This window comes from Clostridium septicum, assembly GCF_003606265.1.
GTDB lineage: Bacteria > Bacillota > Clostridia > Clostridiales > Clostridiaceae > Clostridium > Clostridium septicum.
On record NZ_CP023671.1, the window covers coordinates 1,769,830 to 1,789,731 of the forward strand.

The window sequence follows — 19,902 nt, forward strand, 5'->3', positions numbered from 1 at the left end:
ATTTAATAAAATGTAAGGCACATGGAGAAATACTCAAGTGGCTGAAGAGGCGCCCCTGCTAAGGGCGTAGGTCGGGCAACTGGCGCCCGGGTTCAAATCCCGGTTTCTCCGCCAGAAAACATCTAACTTTAAGTTAGATGTTTTTTTATATTTAAATAATAAAATATAAAAGAGTTTAATGCAAGCGATTGCATAATAAGTACTATTATAAAGATATGTAGAGATAATTTAAAATTAAAGATATATTTTAGTTTTGTAAACAATTTTATAGGTGATATACTTATAGTATAAATAAGTATAGTTTTGTGGAGGAAGAAATGGAGAAGAAGTATGTAATTGGTGTTGATTTAGGTGGTACTAAAATTTATACTGCATTAGTTGATTTAGACGGAAAGATTAAAAAGGAAATAACAATTAAAACAGAAGCGGATAAAGGTGAAGTGGCTGTTTTAGAAAAAATATTATATACAATAGATCATGTATTAGTAGGCTCTGATATTAATGAAGTAAGAGCTATCGGAATAGGGTCACCAGGTCCTTTAGATGTAGAAAAAGGATTAATAGTTTATACTCCAAATTTACCATTTAAGAATTTTAATATAGTAAAACCTATAAGAGAAAAATATAATGTTGATACTTATCTAGATAATGATGCAAATGTAGCAACTTTAGGTGAATTTATGTTTGGTGCTGGTAAAGGAAGCAAAAATATGGTATTTATAACTGCAAGTACTGGAATAGGTGGAGGAGCTATATTAAATGGTAGCTTATTTAGAGGAAGCACATCAAATGCTTTAGAAATTGGACATATGACAGTTATGAATGGTGGACCAAGATGTGGATGCGGTAATACTGGATGTGCTGAAAGTTTAGCTTCAGGAACAGCTATAATGAAAAGAGCTAATGAAGCCGTTGAAAGTAACGCATATACAAGTCTAAAGAATTATGAAAAGATTACAGCTAGAGAAGTATTTATAGAAGCTGAAAAGGGAGATAGAGAGGCTCAAGATATATTAAACAATGCATTAACATATTTAGGAATTACTATAGCAAATGCAGCTAATATATTTGATCCAGACATTATAGTTCTTGGTGGTGGAGTAAGTAATGGTGGTAGAATAGTTTTTGATAAAATTAAAGAAGAAATGGATAGAAGATGTTTAAGAACTATAGCAAATCATTGTGAAGTGAAAAAAGCTATGTTAGATAGCAAAGCTGGGGTATTAGGAGCAGCAGCATTAGCTATTCTAGAAAGTAAATAATATTTAAAAAGTTCAGGCTAAAAAAGCCTGAACTTTTTTTATTCTTTAGGAAATTATATAAATATTTAAATTGTGAATAACTTACCCATTAATTTAAAACTAAGTAAATTGGTCTAAAGAATAAAAAATAAAGTATGTGTGTAGCAGTTTCTCTTGAGGCTAGCTTTGTAGAGGATAGATGCGTAAAAATAATCTGTAGATTTAAAGTCGCCTTGACGATTTTTTTTATTAATATGTAAAATATTAAGTAAACTAACAAATTTAAAAACTTTATGAAGATAATAGGCTACAATTATAAGTAATAAATTGGTAAAGGAAAAGAAAGAGGAGTATTATTCAAGTATAGAGAATTTAATTATATATGGCGGTGAGGGTATGCTTTTTGGAGAACAAATATATTTAAGAGATGTAGTTAAAGAGGATATAGATATTTTATATGATATATGTGTAGATGTAGAGGTTTTAAAATATAATTGTGGATCGGTAGGAATTCCTTCTAAGGATAGAATAATAGAAAGATTCCATCATTTAAATAGACCAAACAGGAAAGAATTATCTGTAGTAAATAAAGATAGCGATGTTATAGGATATGTTTACTATAAAGAAAATAGTTATACAATAGATACTTATTCAATTGGAATAACTATAGGAAAAAGTTATTGGGGATTAGGATATGGTAGAGATGTTGTTAATCAATTGTGTAAATATCTATTTTTAAAGAAGAAAGCTCACAGAATAGAATTGGAAGTAGTTAAAGATAATGAGAGAGCTATTAAATGTTATAAAAATTGTGGTTTTAAAGAAGAAGGAATTAGAAGAAGTAAGTATTATTTAAATGGGGAATATATAGATACAGTATTAATGGGAATGCTTAAATCAGAATTTAAATTTTAAATAAGGTAATAATTAAATTATAGTAAAAATAGGAGAGTGGATATGGGAATAAGATTTATTTTTGGGAGAGCAGGAACTGGAAAAAGTAGATTTTGTTTAGAACAAATAAAAAAGAAAATAGAAAATGGGAGTAATAGAAAGTTAATTTTATTAGTTCCAGAGCAATATACTTTTCAAAGTGAAAAAAACCTTTTAGATATGGTAGGTGAATCGGGACTGCTAACAGCAGAGGTTCTAAGTTTTAAAAGAATGGCTTATATAGTATTTGATGAATGCGGTGGAAGAACTAATATAAGAATGAAAGATTCAGGGAAAAATATGTTAATACATAAGATTCTTAAAGACAATGGAGAAGATCTTGAATATTTCAATAGAATGTCTAAACAACAGGGATTTACAGGAATAGTTTCTAAGACAATAACTGAATTTAAAAAATATAATATTTCCCCGGAAATGTTGGAATTAAAAGAAGCTGATATTGAAGATGAAGAGTTAAAAAAGAAGATAAAAGATTTAAGATTATTATTTAATGATTTTAATAAAATATTACATGAGAAATATATAGATTCAGAAGATGAACTTACCTTTCTTGCAGAAAAATTAAATAGTTGTGATATATATAATGATGCTGAAATATGGCTAGATGAATTTACTACATTTACGCCACAGCAATTAGAAGTTATAAAGAGATTAGCTAAGAAAGCTAAAACTATAAATATAACATTATGTTGTGATAGCTTAAATAATGGAAGTAAAACTGATGAAACTGATATATTTGATGCAATAAAAAGCACTGAAAATAAAATATTAAAGATGATGGAAGAAAATAATATAGGATATGTAGAGCCTATAAATTTAAATAAGGGATATTCACATAGATTTATTAATAGTAAAGAACTTCAACATATAGAAAAACATTTTTTCACTTATCCGTTTAAAGAATATAAAAATAAAGTAAATGATGTAAGAATATATAAAGCTAATAATAGTTATGATGAAGTAGAAACAGTAGCAAAAGATATATTACGTCTAGTAAGAGATAATGGATATAGATTTAAGGACATAGCAGTAGTATGTAGAGAAATAGATAATTATGAAAAAATTACTTCTGTAATATTTAATGAGTATAATATTCCATATTTTTTAGATAAAAAGAGGGATGTTTTAAATAATCCTTTAATAGTTCTTATAATATCATCATTAGAAATATTATCTAGCAACTGGTCTTATGAGAGTGTTTTTAAGTATTTAAAAAGTGGACTTATAACTATTGATTCTAATTATATAGATATATTAGAAAACTATGTATTGGCTAATGGAATTAAAGGATATAAGTGGACTGGAGAGTTAATTACTAAAGAAAATGATGAATTAACTGAAGAAGATATATTAATAACAGAAGTAATGGAAGAAGTGAGAAGACCTTTAATAAATTTATATAATAAAATAAAGGGTGAGAAAAAGGTAATAGAAATTTGTACTGCATTGTATGAATTCTTAGTTGAACTAGATGTGTTTAAAGTTATGGAACTATGGTTAGAAGAATTTGATAATAATGGTTTGCAAGATAGAATAAAAGAATATAATCAAGTTCCAGCTATAGTTATGGATATATTAGATCAGGCTGTAGAAGTTCTTGGTGATGAGGTTACTGATATTAAGGGTTTCGCTAAAATATTAATATCAGGATTTGAAGAGCAAGAAATAGGGGTTATTCCTATTTCTTTAGATCAGGTTAATATAGGTGATATTGCTAGAATAAAAGGAAGAGATGTTAAAGCTTTATATGTAGTTGGTGTAAATGATGGCATTTTACCTTCTGCAAATAAAGAGGAAGGGATTATATTAGATAGAGAAAGAATACTACTTAGAGAGATAGGAGTAGAATTAGCATCTGATACTAAAACTAGAGCCTTTGAAGAACAATTTATGGTTTATACGGCGTTAACAATTCCATCAAAATATTTAATGGTTATCTATCCTATGGCAGATTTTGAAGGGAAATCATTAAGGCCATCAATAATAATTCCAAGACTTAAAAGGCTTTTTCCAAACTTAGAAGAAGAAAGTGATATATATAATAAGAGTTTAAAAGAAGATAGATTAAATAAAATAACTGCACCTATACCAACTTTTAATGAGTTAATATCTGCATTAAGAATGGAATTTGATAGTGAAGAGGTTGAGGATTATTGGGCACAAACATTTAAGTGGTTTGAAGGGAATGAAGAGTTTAAAGATAAGATTAATAGAATGTTTAAAGGATTAAATTATTCTAATTTAGTTGAAAATATGTCAAAGGAGAAAATAAGAAAATTATATGCTACAGATACTGGAAAGCTTAAATTTAGTGTGTCTAGAATAGAAAAATATGCACAGTGTCCTTTTGGATATTATGTTCAATACGGATTAAAGGCTAAGAATAGAAAAGTATATGAGTTTACAGCACCAGATTTAGGTTCTTTTATGCATGATATATTAGATGCTTTTACTAATAAGGTTAAGGATGAAAAGATTGCTTGGTCAGATTTAGATAAGGGTAAATGTGGGGATATTGTAGGAGAACTTATTAGTATAAAATTAGCTGAAGATTCTAATTCAATATTAAATAGTAATAAGAGATATATGTATTTTGCAGATAGATTTAGAAGAACTATAACAAAATCTGTTATGGTTATTGCAGAGCAAATGAAAAGAGGAGAATTTGAAGTATTTAAAAATGAATTTTCTTTTGGAAGCTTTAAAGATGGAGAGCCAATAAAGATAGATTTACATTCAAATGAAACTGTATATTTGGTGGGAAGAATAGATAGAATAGATACTTTAAATATGGATGGCAATACGTATATAAGAATAGTTGATTATAAATCAGGGGCAAAGAAGTTCGATTTAAATGAACTGTATTATGGACTTCAAATACAACTATTAGTATATTTAGATGCATTAATTAAAAATTCACAGTATCTTTTAGATAAGCAAGTAATTCCAGGAGCTATATTATATTTTAGAATAGATGATCCAATAATAAAATCAAAGAAAGAATTATCGGAAGATGAAATTCAAAAGCAAGTATTAGAAAAATTAAAAATGAACGGATTACTTTTAAAAGATGCTAAATTAGTTAGGGCAATGGATAAAAATATGGAGACATACTCATTAGTTATACCAGCAACTTTTAAAAAAGATGGAGATTTCACAAGTAAAAGTTCAGTAGTTACTGAAGAACAATTTAAGCTTTTAAGAGAATATGTCAATAAGAAAATGGTAGATATTTGTGAGGAGATGTTAAGTGGAACTATAAAAATAGAGCCATGTAAATATAATCAGACTACTTATTGTACTTATTGTGATTACTCATCTATATGTCAATTTGATACTGGAATACAAGATAATAAATATAAAATTATATTGAAAAAAGATAACGATGAAATTTGGCAATCTATGAAAGATACAGTTGAAGGTATTGAGAAGGAAGGTGAAAAGTAACTATGGGAGATACTAAATGGACAGATGAACAATTACAATCAATAACTACAAGGGGGTGTAATCTTCTAGTAGCGGCAGCAGCTGGATCAGGAAAAACAGCGGTATTAGTAGAAAGGATCATAAGAATAATAACAAATGAAAGTAATCCTGTAGATATTGATAGATTACTAGTAGTTACTTTTACATCAGCAGCAGCGGCGGAAATGAGAGAAAGAATAGCAGGTGCTATTTCTAAAGCTTTAGAGAAAAATCCAAACTCAAAAACATTACAAAGACAGCTAACATTATTAAGCAGGTCTAATATAACTACTATGCATTCATTTTGTTTAGATGTTATAAAAAATTATTTTCATACAATAGATTTAGATCCAAGTTTTAGAATTTCAGATGAAACAGAAAATACTTTGTTAAAATTAGAAATAATAAATGAGCTTTTCGAAGATTATTATGAAGAAGAAAATGAAAGTTTTAAAAGTCTATTAGAAGCTTATAGTGGCTATAGAGATGATGAAAAATTAAAAAATATAGTTTTAGATTTGTATAGATTTTCTATGAGTGGACCTTGGCCTGAAAAATGGTTATTAGAAAAAGCAGATGAATTTAATATAGATACATTGGAAGAATTAAATAGTACAGAATGGGTAAAGATTTTAAAGGAAAATATAGCTGTTGAAACACAGGGATATTTAAGTATGTTAAATAAGGCTGTAGAAATAATAAATGAAACAGAAGGTTTAGAACCATATTTACCTGCATTTTTAAGTGATATAGAGGCACTAAGAAGAGTTTATGAATCCTTAGATAATGGAATGGAAGATTTATATAGTAGTTTATCAGCAGTTGAGTTTATAAAGCTTAAAGTAGTTAGAAAAAATAATGTATCAGATGAAGAGGCACAAAAGACTGTTAAAAATATAAGGGATGGAATAAAGAAAAAAATAGCTAAACTTATAGAAGATAGTTTTTCTATGACTCCAGAGGAATCTTTAAAAGGTATAAAGAATTCATATCCTTATATGAGAACATTAGCGGAAATAACATTAGAATTTTCTAAAAGATTTTCAGAGAAGAAGAAAGAAAAAAATATATTAGATTTTAATGATTTAGAGCATTTCTGTTTAAAGATATTAGTAGATAAAGATGAAAAGGGAGATATAAAACCATCTAAAGTAGCAGAAGGATTTAGAGAGTTTTTTGATGAAGTATTAGTAGATGAATACCAGGATTCTAATAATGTACAAGAAACTATAATAGATTTAGTATCTAGAAAGAGTTTAGATAATCCAAATGTATTTATGGTTGGAGATGTTAAACAAAGTATATATAGATTTAGGCAAGCAAAACCTGAATTGTTTTTAGATAAGTATAATAAATATCCATTACTTGAAGGAGAAAAAAATAGAAAGATTCAATTATATAAGAACTTTAGAAGTAGAGAAGAAGTAATAAATGGTGTTAATTATATATTTAAAATGGTTATGTCTAAAATTGTTGGGGAACTAGAATATACAGAGGAGGAAGCATTAAATCTAGGAGCTAATTATAAAGAAATAAATGAAGATGATGTTATGATAGCAGGACCTATAGAACTTCATATATTAGATAAGTCTGGAGAATTGTATAACAATGAGGATGATGAAGTAGAGAACGAAGAAGAAGAGTTAGATTCAATAACTTTAGAAGCTAGAATAGTTGCTAAAAGAATAAATGAACTTTTTAATTCAAAAGATGGAAAAGTATATAAAGTTTTAGATAAGGAAACTGGAGAGTATAGACCCATAAAATATAAGGATATAGTTATTTTATTAAGAGCAACTAAAAATTGGGCAGAAATTTTCTTAGATGAGTTGGGATATGAAGGAATACCTGTTTATGCAGATACAGGAACAGGATATTTTGAATCAATAGAAATAAGAACAATAATGGCACTTTTAAAAATCATAGATAATCCTATGCAGGATGTTCCTATGATATCTGTATTAAGATCGCCTATTATGGGATTTACAGCAGAGGAATTAGGAGATATAAGGTTATTAGATAAAGACAAATATTTTTATGAGATTATACGAGATATAGTAGAAAATAAATATGAATGTGATGAAGAGCTTAAAATAAAGTGCGAAGCCCTAATAAATGGATTAAATAAGTGGAGAAGAAAAGCTGTTTATACACCAATAGATGAATTTATATGGTTTTTATATATGGATACAGCTTATTATGGGTATGTAGGAGCAATGCCAAATGGGAAGCTTAGACAAGCGAATTTAAAAATACTTTTCCAAAGAGCAAAACAATATGAGCAAACTAGCTTTAAAGGGCTATTTAACTTTATAAATTTTATTAATAAGTTGAGAAAGTCTTCTGGTGATATGGGAAGTGCTAAAATATTAGGTGAAAATGAAGATGTAGTTAGGATCATGAGTATTCACAAAAGTAAGGGACTTGAATTTCCTGTAGTATTTACATCTGGTGTAGGTAAGCAATTTAATCTTATGGATTTGAATAATCCTATTTTATATCATGATGAATTAGGTTTTGGACCAGAGTATGTTGATTTAAATAAAAGAAATTCATATAGTACTTTAGCGAAAGAAGCAATCAAAAAAAGAATAAGGTTAGAAACATTATCAGAGGAAATGAGAATACTATATGTCGCTTTTACTAGAGCTAAAGAAAAGTTGATAATTACAGGAGCAACTAGAAATTTAGAAAAAACGGTATCAAATTGGTATTCAGCATCAACTTTAGATTTAAACTTAATATTACCTTCAGAAGTTTTGAAAGGGAAAAGTTATTTAGATTGGATTGGAATGGCAATGTTCAAGCATAGAAATGGGGAAGTTTTAAGAGATTATATAGGAGCATGCGGAGATGGTTTATCTAATGACTTTTCCACATGGAGTGTACAATTTTGGAGTAAAAATGATTTAGTTGTTGATAAAAAAAATCAGGCTGTGGATAATTTAGAAGAAAGAGAACTGTTTATAACTTCTAAAAAGAGCACTGTGGATAAGGAAATTGAAAAACGATTAGGTTATGAATATAAATATATGTATGCAGGAACTTTACCAAGTAATATTTCTGTTTCAGATTTAAAAAGAGCCGCATATGAAGATGTAGATGATGAAGTAAGGACAGTAAAAATATTTGGAGAAAAAGAAATTATAAAGCCTAGGTTTTTACAAGAGAAGAAGGGGTTATCAGCATCTGAAAGAGGAACTATAGTACATTTTATTATGCAAAAAATTGATTTAAACAGTGTCAGTAGTATAGGTGAAATTAAAGATCAAATAGAAGAGATGAAAAATAAAAAATTAATAACAAAAGAAGAAGCTGATGTAGTAAAATATAAGAAGATACAACTATTCTTTGAAAGTAATTTAGGGGAAAGATTATTAAAAGCATATAATACAGGGGCTATGATTAAAAGAGAGTTTCCTTTTTTTACTGAAGTGAGTAGCTTAAATATAGATAAGAGTTTACCGAAAGAAATTTATGAAAATGAAATGATAAGACTTCAAGGGATTATAGATTGTTTTTTTGAAGAAGATGGAGAAATAGTTCTTTTAGATTATAAAACTGATTTTGTTGAAAAAGATAATGAAGAGGCTATAAAAGAAAAATATAAGGTTCAAATACAATATTATAAGGATGCAGTCGAAAAAGTTACTGGTAAAAAGGTTAAAGAAAGTTATTTATATTTATTTTATTTAGACAAAGAAGTAAGGTTGGATTAGTTTATCAATTTTAAGGGGCATTAAAATGAGTAATAAAAAAAATAGGAACAAAGAAAAGAAAAATAGGAATAAAGCTAAAGAAGATGTAAGTAAAACCAGTGCAATTAAAGATAAGATAATTTTATCTGTGCTGATAGGAGAAATTTTTGTGGCGATAGGAATGCTAGTACTTATGTTTTCAGTAGATAAATCAATGATGGTAGCTTCAGGAAAGTTAGCTTGGATAATATATTTAGTAATACAAGTAGTACTAGGATTTACTGTATTAAACTATAAAAAAGATAAGAATAAAGGAATATATCATTGGGAAACAGTTTTAATAACAATAACATATTTAGTATTACCATAAAATTATAAGAAAGAATAACAAAATAATTTATCCTTTAGAATGGTATAAATATTTTGCGTAAATTAAATAAAAAGAACTCCTTCTTGGTTATGATATAATATATTATCTGAAGAAGGAGTTTTTACTATATTAAATTTAATAACTCAAATAATATAGGTAAGAATAGGTAGTGGATAATGAAAGAATTAATATATTAGAAAAAAGCAATATATTTTATTTATTTTATAGTTAATATAGCTGACTTACGAACATATCCAGATTCGCTTTCTCCAGTAGGAATAGCTGTATAGTGAATATTATATCTACCTTTTGGTAATGCTTTTAATTTATCAGTATCCTCTTTTCCTCTACAAAGGAGATCAACACTAGTACAAGGTTTATTGCTACCATCGTTAATAAACATAGGCTCATTTTCAATAGAGAAATCAACGCTAGTATTTTTATTAGAGGATATTCCATCTAATAAATTTGGTTCACTACCAGCAACCATAGAAATATCTTTAACTCCGGTAATAGTTGCTTGTTTTGAATAATATTTTTCCATATCTGATTTTTGTTGTTCATTTTGAGCATAATATACATAATCAATAGCAAATTCACTTCCAGCAAGGTTAGTTGCAACTTCACCTGGCCAAGCTCCACCCATAGCTAGATTAAGCTGTATATATTGCGGTGTGTCGATTTGACTTAATGCAATTGGATCATTGCTATAGTCCACAGTTCTTACAATTTTATTATCAACATACCATTCAATTTTTCCTTTAGACCAATTAATTCCGAATATGTGATAGTCATCATTAAATATTTCATTAGATAGTGAGTAGTTTGTTCCATTACCTGCATATTTACCATTATCATTTTTATCTATACCATAATGTAATGTTTGGTAAACAGTTCTATTTCCATAGCTAGTATTTTCTTCTTGACCAGTTAATTCCATAATATCTATTTCACCACATTCAGGCCATCCTCTTCCTTGTTTATTATATATTTTACCATCTAAAGTGAAATCTGATCCTAAAGTCCAAAAAGCTGGGAAAACACCTTTTCCTTTAGGTAATTTTGCTCTCATTTCAATACGGCCATATAAAAATTCCTTTTTTCCATGAGTTCTGATGCTTCCAGAATTGTAAATAACCTTTCTATTTTCATTTCTAGGGTTATAATATTGGTCTTTGGAAGGTCTATTAGTTGCTTTTAAAACTAATTCCCCTCCTTCTTTATTTACTCTTGTAAATATATTATCTTTACTATTAACATAATGTTGTTGTTCATGTCCACGAATTGATCCTAGTTCATACCCCCAAATGTTAGTATCTAACTTGCCAGTATTAAAATCATCTGCCCATATAATCTCGTAATTAGAGCTATTATTCAAGGAGTTAATATTAATAACAGAAACATCATCTATATATGCTGAACATAGCTTAGTTTTATCATAATGATTATCATCAGGAGTAGCCCATTTTACTAATTGAATAAAAATAGCTGTATTTTCACCTGAATTTAAATTTACTTTGTACTTTTTCCATTCAGTAGTAGTAATAGCTAAATCTATTATACTTCCATTTATATCAGAGAGAAATTTTCCAGAATCATTATTTGAGCGAATACTAAAGTTTGCCTTAGCTCCCTCCACATCAACACGTGCCCAGAAAGTAATTTCATAATCTGTATTTTTTTCTACTGATACTACTTGTCCAACATAGCCATTTACATTTGATCCTGTTAAAGCAGTAGTATCTAAAACTCCTGCATTACTACCTTTTAGTCCTTTATTTTTAGATATTTTTCCATTATTTAAATTCCAATTTAAATCTCCTAACTCAAAGCTACTATTTTTAATTAGATTAACTTTATTTAATTCCACTAAATCATACTGATGATTTGTAGCAGCTTTAACATTTATCATATTAAGATTGGATAATCCATATACACTAGTTATTCCAATGAATAGTAATAAAGATATCTTTTTTCTATAGTTTTTCATAAAAAAACCTCCTTTTTAATAGATAAGTCATTTTTAATTTACTAGTTATCTATTAATTGAATGTGATAAATCTGTTAAAGTATGCTTTAAACCTTTAACGAAGATCATAAAGCAAGAATATTTTCTAATTAAGCTAGTATATAATATTTATACTAAATATATCTTTTTAAAGTATATTTACATAAACTAGCTTTATTAATTTCAACAATGGCGAGATATTAATATCATCATTTTCTTTTAAATATATAATGTAATTACATTTATATTATAAATTATATCGTTTTCAAAATCATTAAAATAAAAAAATAGTAATATGTTACATCTAATAAAACGTGTTACTTTAAAAAAATATGTTACTTAATATTATTATTTATTTTCAATGCATTCTGATTGAGATAAATAGAAAGTAAGTTTTTCAATAATATTCATTACTGGAATTTGAGATGTTAAATTTATTTTATTCTCCCCTTTTATTTGTAAAGGGAAGTAATAACTAATAACTAAATCAGATAATTTAGCTATTGTGCTTATTTCACTATTAGTTATAGAGATAACCACACAATTAAACTTTCTAAATTGCCTTATCTGATTTATTATATCTTCTGTTTCTCCGCTTACAGAAAATACAATAATCACTGTTTCATCATAAAACCCATCAGGAACAAGGAAATATGGATAATCAATATATACAGCGAATTTTCCTATATTAATAAAACATCTAGAAGCATACTTAGCTAAGATACCTGATGTTCCTATTCCTAAAAAAATAATTTGTTTACTCTTATTAATAATCTTGCTAGCATCTATTATTTTTTGTAATTCTGAAGGATGATTAGAACGCTTAAAATAATCAATAGCTGCATAATCATTTATATGTAATTTGAAAGGTTTGCTTGTTTCTGTTAAATGTTCTTTTAGTTTATATTTAAATTCAAAAAAACCATCGCAGCCCATTTTTTTACAAAACCTTAATATAGTAGTAGTAGAAACATGAACTTTTTGAGCTAATTCTCGTATTGTTAATTTTAAAACTGTATGTTGGTTTTTAATTATATAGTCATATACCTGTAATTCTAAATCGTTTAAACTTTCTATTTGCTGATATGTAAACATAAAGATTTTTCCTCCATATACAAATTAATATTAATAGCTAATTATATCATATACTGACTGATAGGTTTTACAATATAAACTAAGGATTTGAACAGTTTAAAAAAGAATTAGCAAAAATAAGATTAAGTTTATTTTAGAATAATAATTAAGCTACAAAATTCATTAGTAAAGTTATATTTGTTTACATGAATTTTATAGCTTAATTTAGTCTTTTGATAAGATGCTCTATTTAATATTAAGGGGATGGATGTTTAGATTCTAAATATGATTTTGACTTATTTAAAAGGATGTCTTCGTTATTTAAAGAACTATCATCTAATACTTCATCTAATAAATGGTTTAATATTTCTCCAATTATTTTTCCAGGATTTAAATTTAGTTTTTCAGCGATAGTTTTACCATTTATAGCTAAGTCTTTTACAGTTAATGGCTCATTATTTTCTAATATTAAATTAACTCTATATTCCATAAAATCAATTTTATCTAAAAAGGGTTGAGGGTTCCATAATGCTTTTGTATCTGCTCTTTGAAGGCTAAAAAGTAAACTCATATTGTTTGAACCTACTTTATTAATAAGTCTCTTTATTTCACCATCAGTAGGTAAATATTTAACATTTAAAACAAGGTGTTCATTTATAATAGAGCAAACCCTTTTAATAGTAAGATTATCAAAGGATAATCTAGATAGTATTTTTTTTGTCATAGTAGCACTTTCACAGCTATGACCAGGGAAATAACAGTGACCGTTTTCTAATAAGGTCATTGTGTTAAGTTTTCCAACATCGTGGAATAATGCAGCTAATCTTAAAAGTAAATTATTTTCTGTATTATCAATAACTTTAAGAGTATGTTTAAAAACATCCCTATTATGATTATTGCAATTGGGAGTATATTCTATTAGTTCATATATTTCTGGTAATATAATTTGTAATATTCCAGTATCTTTTAATAACTCAAGGCCTTTTGAGGGATTATTTGAAATAAGAATTTTACAAAGCTCATCTCTTATACGCTCTGAACTAATATTATTTATTAATTTATAATTTTTTCTTATTGAATTATAAGTTGGATAATCTATTTGAAAATCTAATTGGCAACTAAATCTTATAGCTCTAAGCATTCTAAGAGCATCTTCATTAAATCTTTTATTAGGATCTCCAACGCATTTAATTATTTTATTTTGTAAATCATTTAAACCATTAAAATAATCCATTAATCCTTCTTTTTTATTGTAAGCTAATGCATTTATTGTAAAATCTCTTCTTGATAAATCATCTTTAATATTTCTTACAAATGTAACAGAATCAGGTCTTCTATTATCATTATATTCTCCATCTGATCTAAATGTAGTAACTTCATATGATTCATCATTTATAAGTACTGTTATAGTACCGTGTTTTATTCCAGTTGGTACAGTTTTATTAAAAAGATTTATGGTTTCTTCTGGTAATGCAGAAGTTGTTATATCATAGTCTTTAGGGTTACAAGAGAGGATACTATCACGGACGCATCCACCTACCATAAAAGCTTTATATCCATTATTATAAAAAGTATCTATTATAAGTTGAACATCATTAGGAATAGATATATTCATTGATTTTGACTCCTTTAATTATGTATTTATATATATCTATAGTAGCATAAATTTTAAGTATATATTTTTGAATTTAAAACAAAAGAATACCTACAATAATGAACTAATCAATTAGTGTAGGTATTCTATATAATAAATTTAACAGTTAAATTTAAATATGTCTATATTTTATGTAATGTAAGAATTCAGAGTATTAGTTAATAATTATTTTAGTATCATTTGGAGCATTATCATATAGCCATTTAGAAGCATCAACTTCTAGTCTTATACATCCGTGAGAAGCAGGAGTTCCTAAAGTACTATCTACAATTTTGCTTTGATCTTGATTAAATGGAATAGAGTGAAATAAATAATCTCCCATAAATTGAACCCAATATTTTCCGCCTTGCATAAATTCTTCAGAGAAGAACCATTCACCTCTACCAGTTATAGCAAAGACTCCTTTAGGGGTCTCTTTTCCTGGCAACCCTGTAGAGGATTCAAATGTTTTAATTAGTTTCCAATTATTAATTGCTCCTTCATAAATATAAGTTTTTTGTTGTAATAGATTAACATAGATAAAATAAGGAGTTTTACTTTCTATATTTAAGGCATTTACATTATCAATAGTAATTGATTGAAGTATAGCGTTTGAGGTATATTCACTATCTTCATTTGCTATATTAGCTAAATATTCATCTTTTACCATTTTTACAAAGTGTATTTTATCATTTATATCTTTATTATTTTCTCCTAAAATATTAGTATCATAGGAAGATAGTAGCTCAATTGCTTTAGTATAATATTTATTAGCTATTAGTTCATCAGATTTAGTTATTAATTCATTTTTATAAATTTCCTTAGTTTTATGTATGTATTCTTTTGCAGAATTAAAATCTTTTTTATTATCTTTGGAGATGCTATTAAAATAAGACATAGCTTTTAAAAAGTCTTTATTATTTAATGCTTCTATTCCAGATTTTAAAGATTCATTAGTGATATTAGATATATCTTCTTTATTTGAATTAGATGCATAATTACTGTCAAAGGAAGCGATTAATTTATCTAATGATGAATTTAGTACATCATATTTTTTTATTTCAGTTAGTATTGCAAGAGCTTGATTATCCGTTATTTCTCCAGATTTAACAGAATTACAAACTTTTTTTATTACACCAGTAAAATAGTTGTTTAGATCTTGATTATATTTATTTTTATGGAATTTTATAAAAAGACTTTGAGAAGCTAACTTGCTTTGTGCAGTATTAAAATCACATTTATTAAATGAATAATAGAATTCATTTAATTTATTATAATAATTATTTGATAGATAAATATTTGTAAAAGCCCCTAATACTATAAAAAATAAGAATAGAGAGATTAATTTAAATAAACTAAAATTCTTCTTTTTCTTATTTCTTGTATTAGATTTAATTTTCATTTTTTTACCTCCTTAATATATAGAGCTATATATATAATAATTAACAAAAAGTAATAACTTTAATCCCTAAAATTTAAATTTACGAAAATTACATATGTTTATAAATAAATTTATATATGATAAAATAGTTATTAACTGAAATAATGCCAATTCTACGGAGGTACGTAAAGGTGAAGTTAAGTTTTATTAAGAGAATGAGAATAAGTGTAGCTAATATAAGAGGATATGATGTTTTAGTTAAGGAATGCTTCAATAAAGTATTAATGTATATATTAGTTCTTAGCTTGATAATAGGTTTAACGTTGGGTATATCTCAAGCAATATTTTTGGGAACTTTTGAAAATATTGCTATTAATTTATTAAATGAAGAAGATTATAAATTCGAAATGAAAAATGGAGAACTTAATTTTGAAAAATCTCCATATGAGAAAGAAGAGGGAAGTGTTATTAGTATATTTGATACTACAAAATCAGTTGACGATGTAGAATCATATAGAAGTATAGTTGTACATAAAGATATGTCTGTAATATTTTTTAAAGATGGAGTAGTTGCTAGAAGCAATGGAGATCAGTACATAGCAAAATTTAAGGATATTCCTTTTATGCCAGAGTATATGAATAATGATACATTAATAGATGCGGTTAATAAGCTATCAATATTAAAATATATTATAATTGTAGTTATGGTATTAGTAAAATATGCAGCTATTTTAGTTCAAGGATTAATAGTATCAGTGGCAGGAATATTAATTAATAAAATGAAAAAAACAAATTTAAAGTATGTCGATATATTAAAAATATCATTATATGCAATGACTTTACCTATTATATTAAGTTTAATTATACCAATAGGAGCATTTACAGTAGTAATTGCAACTATATATGTTATTATGGTAATTAAATCATTGAATAATAAAAATAGTAATATAGCATAAAAGCACCTAATGGTGCTTTTTATTTTTATATAAATTAATCTAAAATCATTGTTAAGATATTTTATAAATTTATATTCAAAATAAATCAGAAAAAAATAAAAAAAAATAACATAATGTTAAAAATATATAAAAAATGTAATAAAATACTATAAAAGTGGTTGTTACAAAAAAATGGATATGATAAACTAAGAAGTATATAAAGAAATATTAATAATTGATAGAAGTTATATTTATAAGAGAGGTTCAGGGGAATGGGTGAGAAGGGATTATTTTTAAAATATGAGGATATTTTGAAAGATAGTATTTCGAATACTAGTTATAATAAAATAATAGAATTATTAGCTGAACTACAAGAAAAAAATACAAAACAAGAAGAACTTTTATTAAATATATCTCATGATATGCGAGCTCATTTAAATGTAATTTTAAGTATAATGCAGTGTATTGAATGTGGAAATGTGGATATAGAGGATAAAAAAGCTATAGAGTATATGAAAATTGTCAAAAGAAATAGTCTTAAGATGTTAAAACTAATTAATAATTTAATAGATACTACTAGGCTTGAAAATAACTATTATGTTTTAAATAAGAAAAATATAGATATAGTTTCTATGATTGAAGGAACTATAAGTTGTATAGATAGATATGCTAAACAAAAGAATATACAATTAATTTTTGACACTAATGAAGAAGAATGTATAATTGCAGCAGATCCAGAAGTTATAGATAGAATAGTTATGAATTTGATTTCTAATGCAATAAAGTTTTCTTCAGAAGATAAGAATGTTTATATAGACCTTTATATAAGTGAAAAGGAAGTAGAAATAATTGTTACTGATGAAGGTGTAGGAATATCTAAAGAAGATCAAAAGAAAATATTTGATAGATTTTATCAAATAAGCAAAAAGAAAAGTAATGAAAATTCAGGTAGTGGTATAGGGTTAGACTTGGTAAATTATTTAGTTAAGACTCATGATGGAAAAATTGATATAGTAAGCGAAGAAGGAGAGGGTTCTTCCTTTATAGTAAAGCTACCAATAACAATAGTCAAAGAAAATAATATTATTACTGAGAGAGGAAATAGTGATAAGATACAAATGTTAGAGATAGAATTTTCTGATATATATTTACCTTAAATAAGCAATATAGTATATTAAGCGTATTATATTTTGATATTTTAAAAAGATTTATTGGATATGATTACTTGCTTTATTTAGTGCTTTATGTTAAGATAAAAATTGTTCAAATGAATATGCGGTGGTAGCTCAGTTGGATAGAGTAGCTGGCTACGAACCAGTTGGTCGGGGGTTCGAATCCTCTCCGCCGTACCATTTATAAGGCTTTGCAGTTAGCAAGGTCTTTTTTATCACCATTTTTTACCGCTTATAGATTTTAAATAGATATTTATGAGAGGTTTAGAACAATAAAAAAATAGGTAATTTTATTATCATATGAAAATATATATGTTAGTTTAATTTGTTGAAGAATTTAATTTTATTAATTATAAATATTTAAGGGTTGTAAATTAATTACAACCCTTTTTCTTTTTATTTATAATAAATGAGAGTAAATATTATAGACAATAAATTTTTATATATTAAAATTTACCTTCTTTTAGCATGCTAGTTAAATCATCTAACATTAAATTAGCAGCTTTTATACCTCCAGCTGTATTCCATATAGTATCATCTACTTTAAATGCTTTATTTGATTTAACTGAATCTAAGGATTTAAATAAAGGATCCTGCATCCATTCAGCTTCTCTAGCAAGACCCTTTCCATCACCTAACTCATAAGTAAAGTAGAACATTACATCACCATCAGCTTCTTTTAATCTTTCTTTACCAATTTCGTTAACAAACTCAGTTCCTTGTTGAGATTCAGGTCTTTTAAAGCCTATTTCCTTAAGAATTGTTCCAGCAAAAGTATCGCCAAGGTATATTCTAGTTTTACCTTCCATAAATCTAACAAGTGAAATTTTAGTATCTAATTTTTCTTTGTAATTTTCTTTTATGTAAGTAATTTTATTTTCATATTTCCCTATAGCCTTTTCACCTTCAGACTCTTTGTTTAAAACATTAGCATAGAATTTAAAGTTATCTTTCCAAGCTCCTCTTATTGTATCTGAGAAAACGGTTGGAGCTATTGAGTTTAATTGATCATAAATTTTTTCATGTCTCATTTTATTACCAATTATTAAATCAGGCTTTAAGGCAGCAATTGCTTCTATATTAGGGGCTTTCTCTTTTCCGATAGGTTTAACTCCATCAAGTTCATTTTTATTATGTTCATACCAATCGCCAGTAACTCCAGTAACAGCGCCTACAGGTTTAATGCCAAGAGTAAGAAGCGCTTCAGTACCTTCATTAGTTAGTATAACAACGCGTTCTGGAGTCTTAGGAATTTCAGATGTTCCCATTGAATGTTGTATAGATATAGTTTGATCTTTTGATGTTTTATCTACTTTATTTGAGCAGCTTACAAATAAGCTTGTTGCTACCATACTTGATAAAATCATAGACAATATTTTCTTTGTCATATTTATACCTCCAAATTAATTTTATATTTCTGTCGAATATTGTAGATTTAATGGTAAAATTATGATAACATAATTAATATAAATTATCAATAGAAAATGATAATTTATATCAATTGATTGATGGAGGGATCATATGGGAAGCATTGTAAAAAATAATAAAGGTAAATTTATAGTACTTTTATTATTAGTAGCGTTAATTTTTATATTATGTTATTTAAGTATTTCTAAAGGTTTTATAGATACATCTTATGATATGATTATAGATTCATATAGAAATTTTAATAATTCTCAAGAACATATAATTATAAGAACATCTAGGGTTCCAAGAACTTTAAATGCATTTTTAGTTGGTGGAGCTCTTGGTGTTTCAGGTCTTTTAATACAAGGATTAACAAGAAATAAATTGGCATCTCCAAGTGTACTAGGTATAAATTCTGGGGCGGTATTTGCTTTAGTAATAGCGATAACTTATATTTCAAATATATCTAGTTTTGGGCTTGCGTGGATATCCTTTTTTGGTGCGTTATTAACTGCAATATTAGTATATGTATTATCAGGGGACTTCATAGGGAAATAAGATCTA

13 protein-coding genes and 2 tRNA genes are annotated in these 19,902 nt (G+C 26.6%); 10 read left to right on the forward strand and 5 right to left on the reverse strand.

Features of this window, described 5'->3' with window-relative positions; translation table 11 throughout:
* The first annotated feature begins 23 nt into the window (after positions 1 to 23).
* From CP523_RS07875 to CP523_RS07900, 6 genes are all read left to right on the forward strand, one after another.
* Positions 24 to 114, forward strand: a tRNA-Ser gene (locus CP523_RS07875).
* A 203-nt stretch (positions 115 to 317) separates the two neighbouring features.
* On the forward strand, positions 318 to 1,262 hold the full coding sequence (locus tag CP523_RS07880) for an ROK family protein (protein WP_066675853.1): 945 nt from the start codon (positions 318 to 320) through the stop codon (positions 1,260 to 1,262).
* A 306-nt stretch (positions 1,263 to 1,568) separates the two neighbouring features.
* A complete protein-coding gene (locus tag CP523_RS07885) occupies positions 1,569 to 2,156 on the forward strand; it encodes a GNAT family N-acetyltransferase (protein ID WP_227909546.1) in 588 nt (195 codons plus the stop codon).
* A 42-nt stretch (positions 2,157 to 2,198) separates the two neighbouring features.
* Positions 2,199 to 5,642 (forward strand): helicase-exonuclease AddAB subunit AddB, encoded by a 3,444-nt coding sequence (gene addB / locus CP523_RS07890; RefSeq protein ID WP_066675855.1) that lies wholly within the window; start codon positions 2,199 to 2,201, stop codon positions 5,640 to 5,642.
* A 2-nt stretch (positions 5,643 to 5,644) separates the two neighbouring features.
* A complete protein-coding gene (gene addA, locus CP523_RS07895) occupies positions 5,645 to 9,379 on the forward strand; it encodes a helicase-exonuclease AddAB subunit AddA (protein WP_120140756.1) in 3,735 nt (1,244 codons plus the stop codon).
* Positions 9,380 to 9,404: 25 nt separating this feature from the next.
* A complete protein-coding gene (locus tag CP523_RS07900; RefSeq protein WP_066675862.1) occupies positions 9,405 to 9,728 on the forward strand; it encodes a hypothetical protein in 324 nt (107 codons plus the stop codon).
* 217 nt (positions 9,729 to 9,945) lie between these two features.
* Here CP523_RS07900 and CP523_RS07905 read toward each other — a convergent pair whose 3' ends face one another.
* The 4 genes from CP523_RS07905 to CP523_RS07920 form a co-directional block, all read right to left on the reverse strand.
* On the reverse strand, positions 9,946 to 11,718 hold the full coding sequence (locus CP523_RS07905) for a family 16 glycosylhydrolase (RefSeq protein WP_205687139.1): 1,773 nt from the start codon (positions 11,716 to 11,718) through the stop codon (positions 9,946 to 9,948).
* A gap of 366 nt (positions 11,719 to 12,084) precedes the next feature.
* Positions 12,085 to 12,831 (reverse strand): MurR/RpiR family transcriptional regulator, encoded by a 747-nt coding sequence (locus CP523_RS07910; protein ID WP_066675864.1) that lies wholly within the window; start codon positions 12,829 to 12,831, stop codon positions 12,085 to 12,087.
* A 235-nt stretch (positions 12,832 to 13,066) separates the two neighbouring features.
* Positions 13,067 to 14,425: a CCA tRNA nucleotidyltransferase gene (locus CP523_RS07915; RefSeq protein WP_066675865.1), complete on the reverse strand. Its 1,359-nt coding sequence runs from the start codon at positions 14,423 to 14,425 to the stop codon at positions 13,067 to 13,069.
* 193 nt (positions 14,426 to 14,618) lie between these two features.
* Entirely contained in the window at positions 14,619 to 15,845 is a 1,227-nt protein-coding gene (locus CP523_RS07920; protein ID WP_120140757.1) for a L,D-transpeptidase, read from the reverse strand.
* A 170-nt stretch (positions 15,846 to 16,015) separates the two neighbouring features.
* Here CP523_RS07920 and CP523_RS07925 point away from each other — a divergent pair, with 170 nt between their 5' ends.
* The 3 genes from CP523_RS07925 to CP523_RS07935 all read left to right on the forward strand — a co-directional run bounded on the left by CP523_RS07925 (position 16,016) and on the right by CP523_RS07935 (position 18,111).
* Positions 16,016 to 16,780 carry a DUF1189 family protein gene (locus CP523_RS07925; RefSeq protein WP_162925971.1) on the forward strand — a complete coding sequence of 255 codons (765 nt, stop codon included), beginning with the start codon at positions 16,016 to 16,018 and terminating at the stop codon, positions 16,778 to 16,780.
* A 251-nt stretch (positions 16,781 to 17,031) separates the two neighbouring features.
* On the forward strand, positions 17,032 to 17,916 hold the full coding sequence (locus tag CP523_RS07930; protein WP_066675872.1) for a sensor histidine kinase: 885 nt from the start codon (positions 17,032 to 17,034) through the stop codon (positions 17,914 to 17,916).
* A 118-nt stretch (positions 17,917 to 18,034) separates the two neighbouring features.
* Positions 18,035 to 18,111: transfer RNA gene (locus CP523_RS07935), tRNA-Arg, on the forward strand.
* 266 nt (positions 18,112 to 18,377) lie between these two features.
* Here CP523_RS07935 and CP523_RS07940 read toward each other — a convergent pair.
* Positions 18,378 to 19,319, reverse strand: coding sequence for an ABC transporter substrate-binding protein (locus CP523_RS07940; protein WP_066675892.1), 942 nt, complete (start codon positions 19,317 to 19,319; stop codon positions 18,378 to 18,380).
* Between the two features lie 133 nt (positions 19,320 to 19,452).
* On the opposite strand from CP523_RS07940, the gene CP523_RS16490 reads away from it, so the two are divergent.
* Positions 19,453 to 19,896 (forward strand): iron chelate uptake ABC transporter family permease subunit, encoded by a 444-nt coding sequence (locus tag CP523_RS16490; protein ID WP_279221598.1) that lies wholly within the window; start codon positions 19,453 to 19,455, stop codon positions 19,894 to 19,896.
* The last annotated feature ends 6 nt before the right edge of the window (positions 19,897 to 19,902 follow it).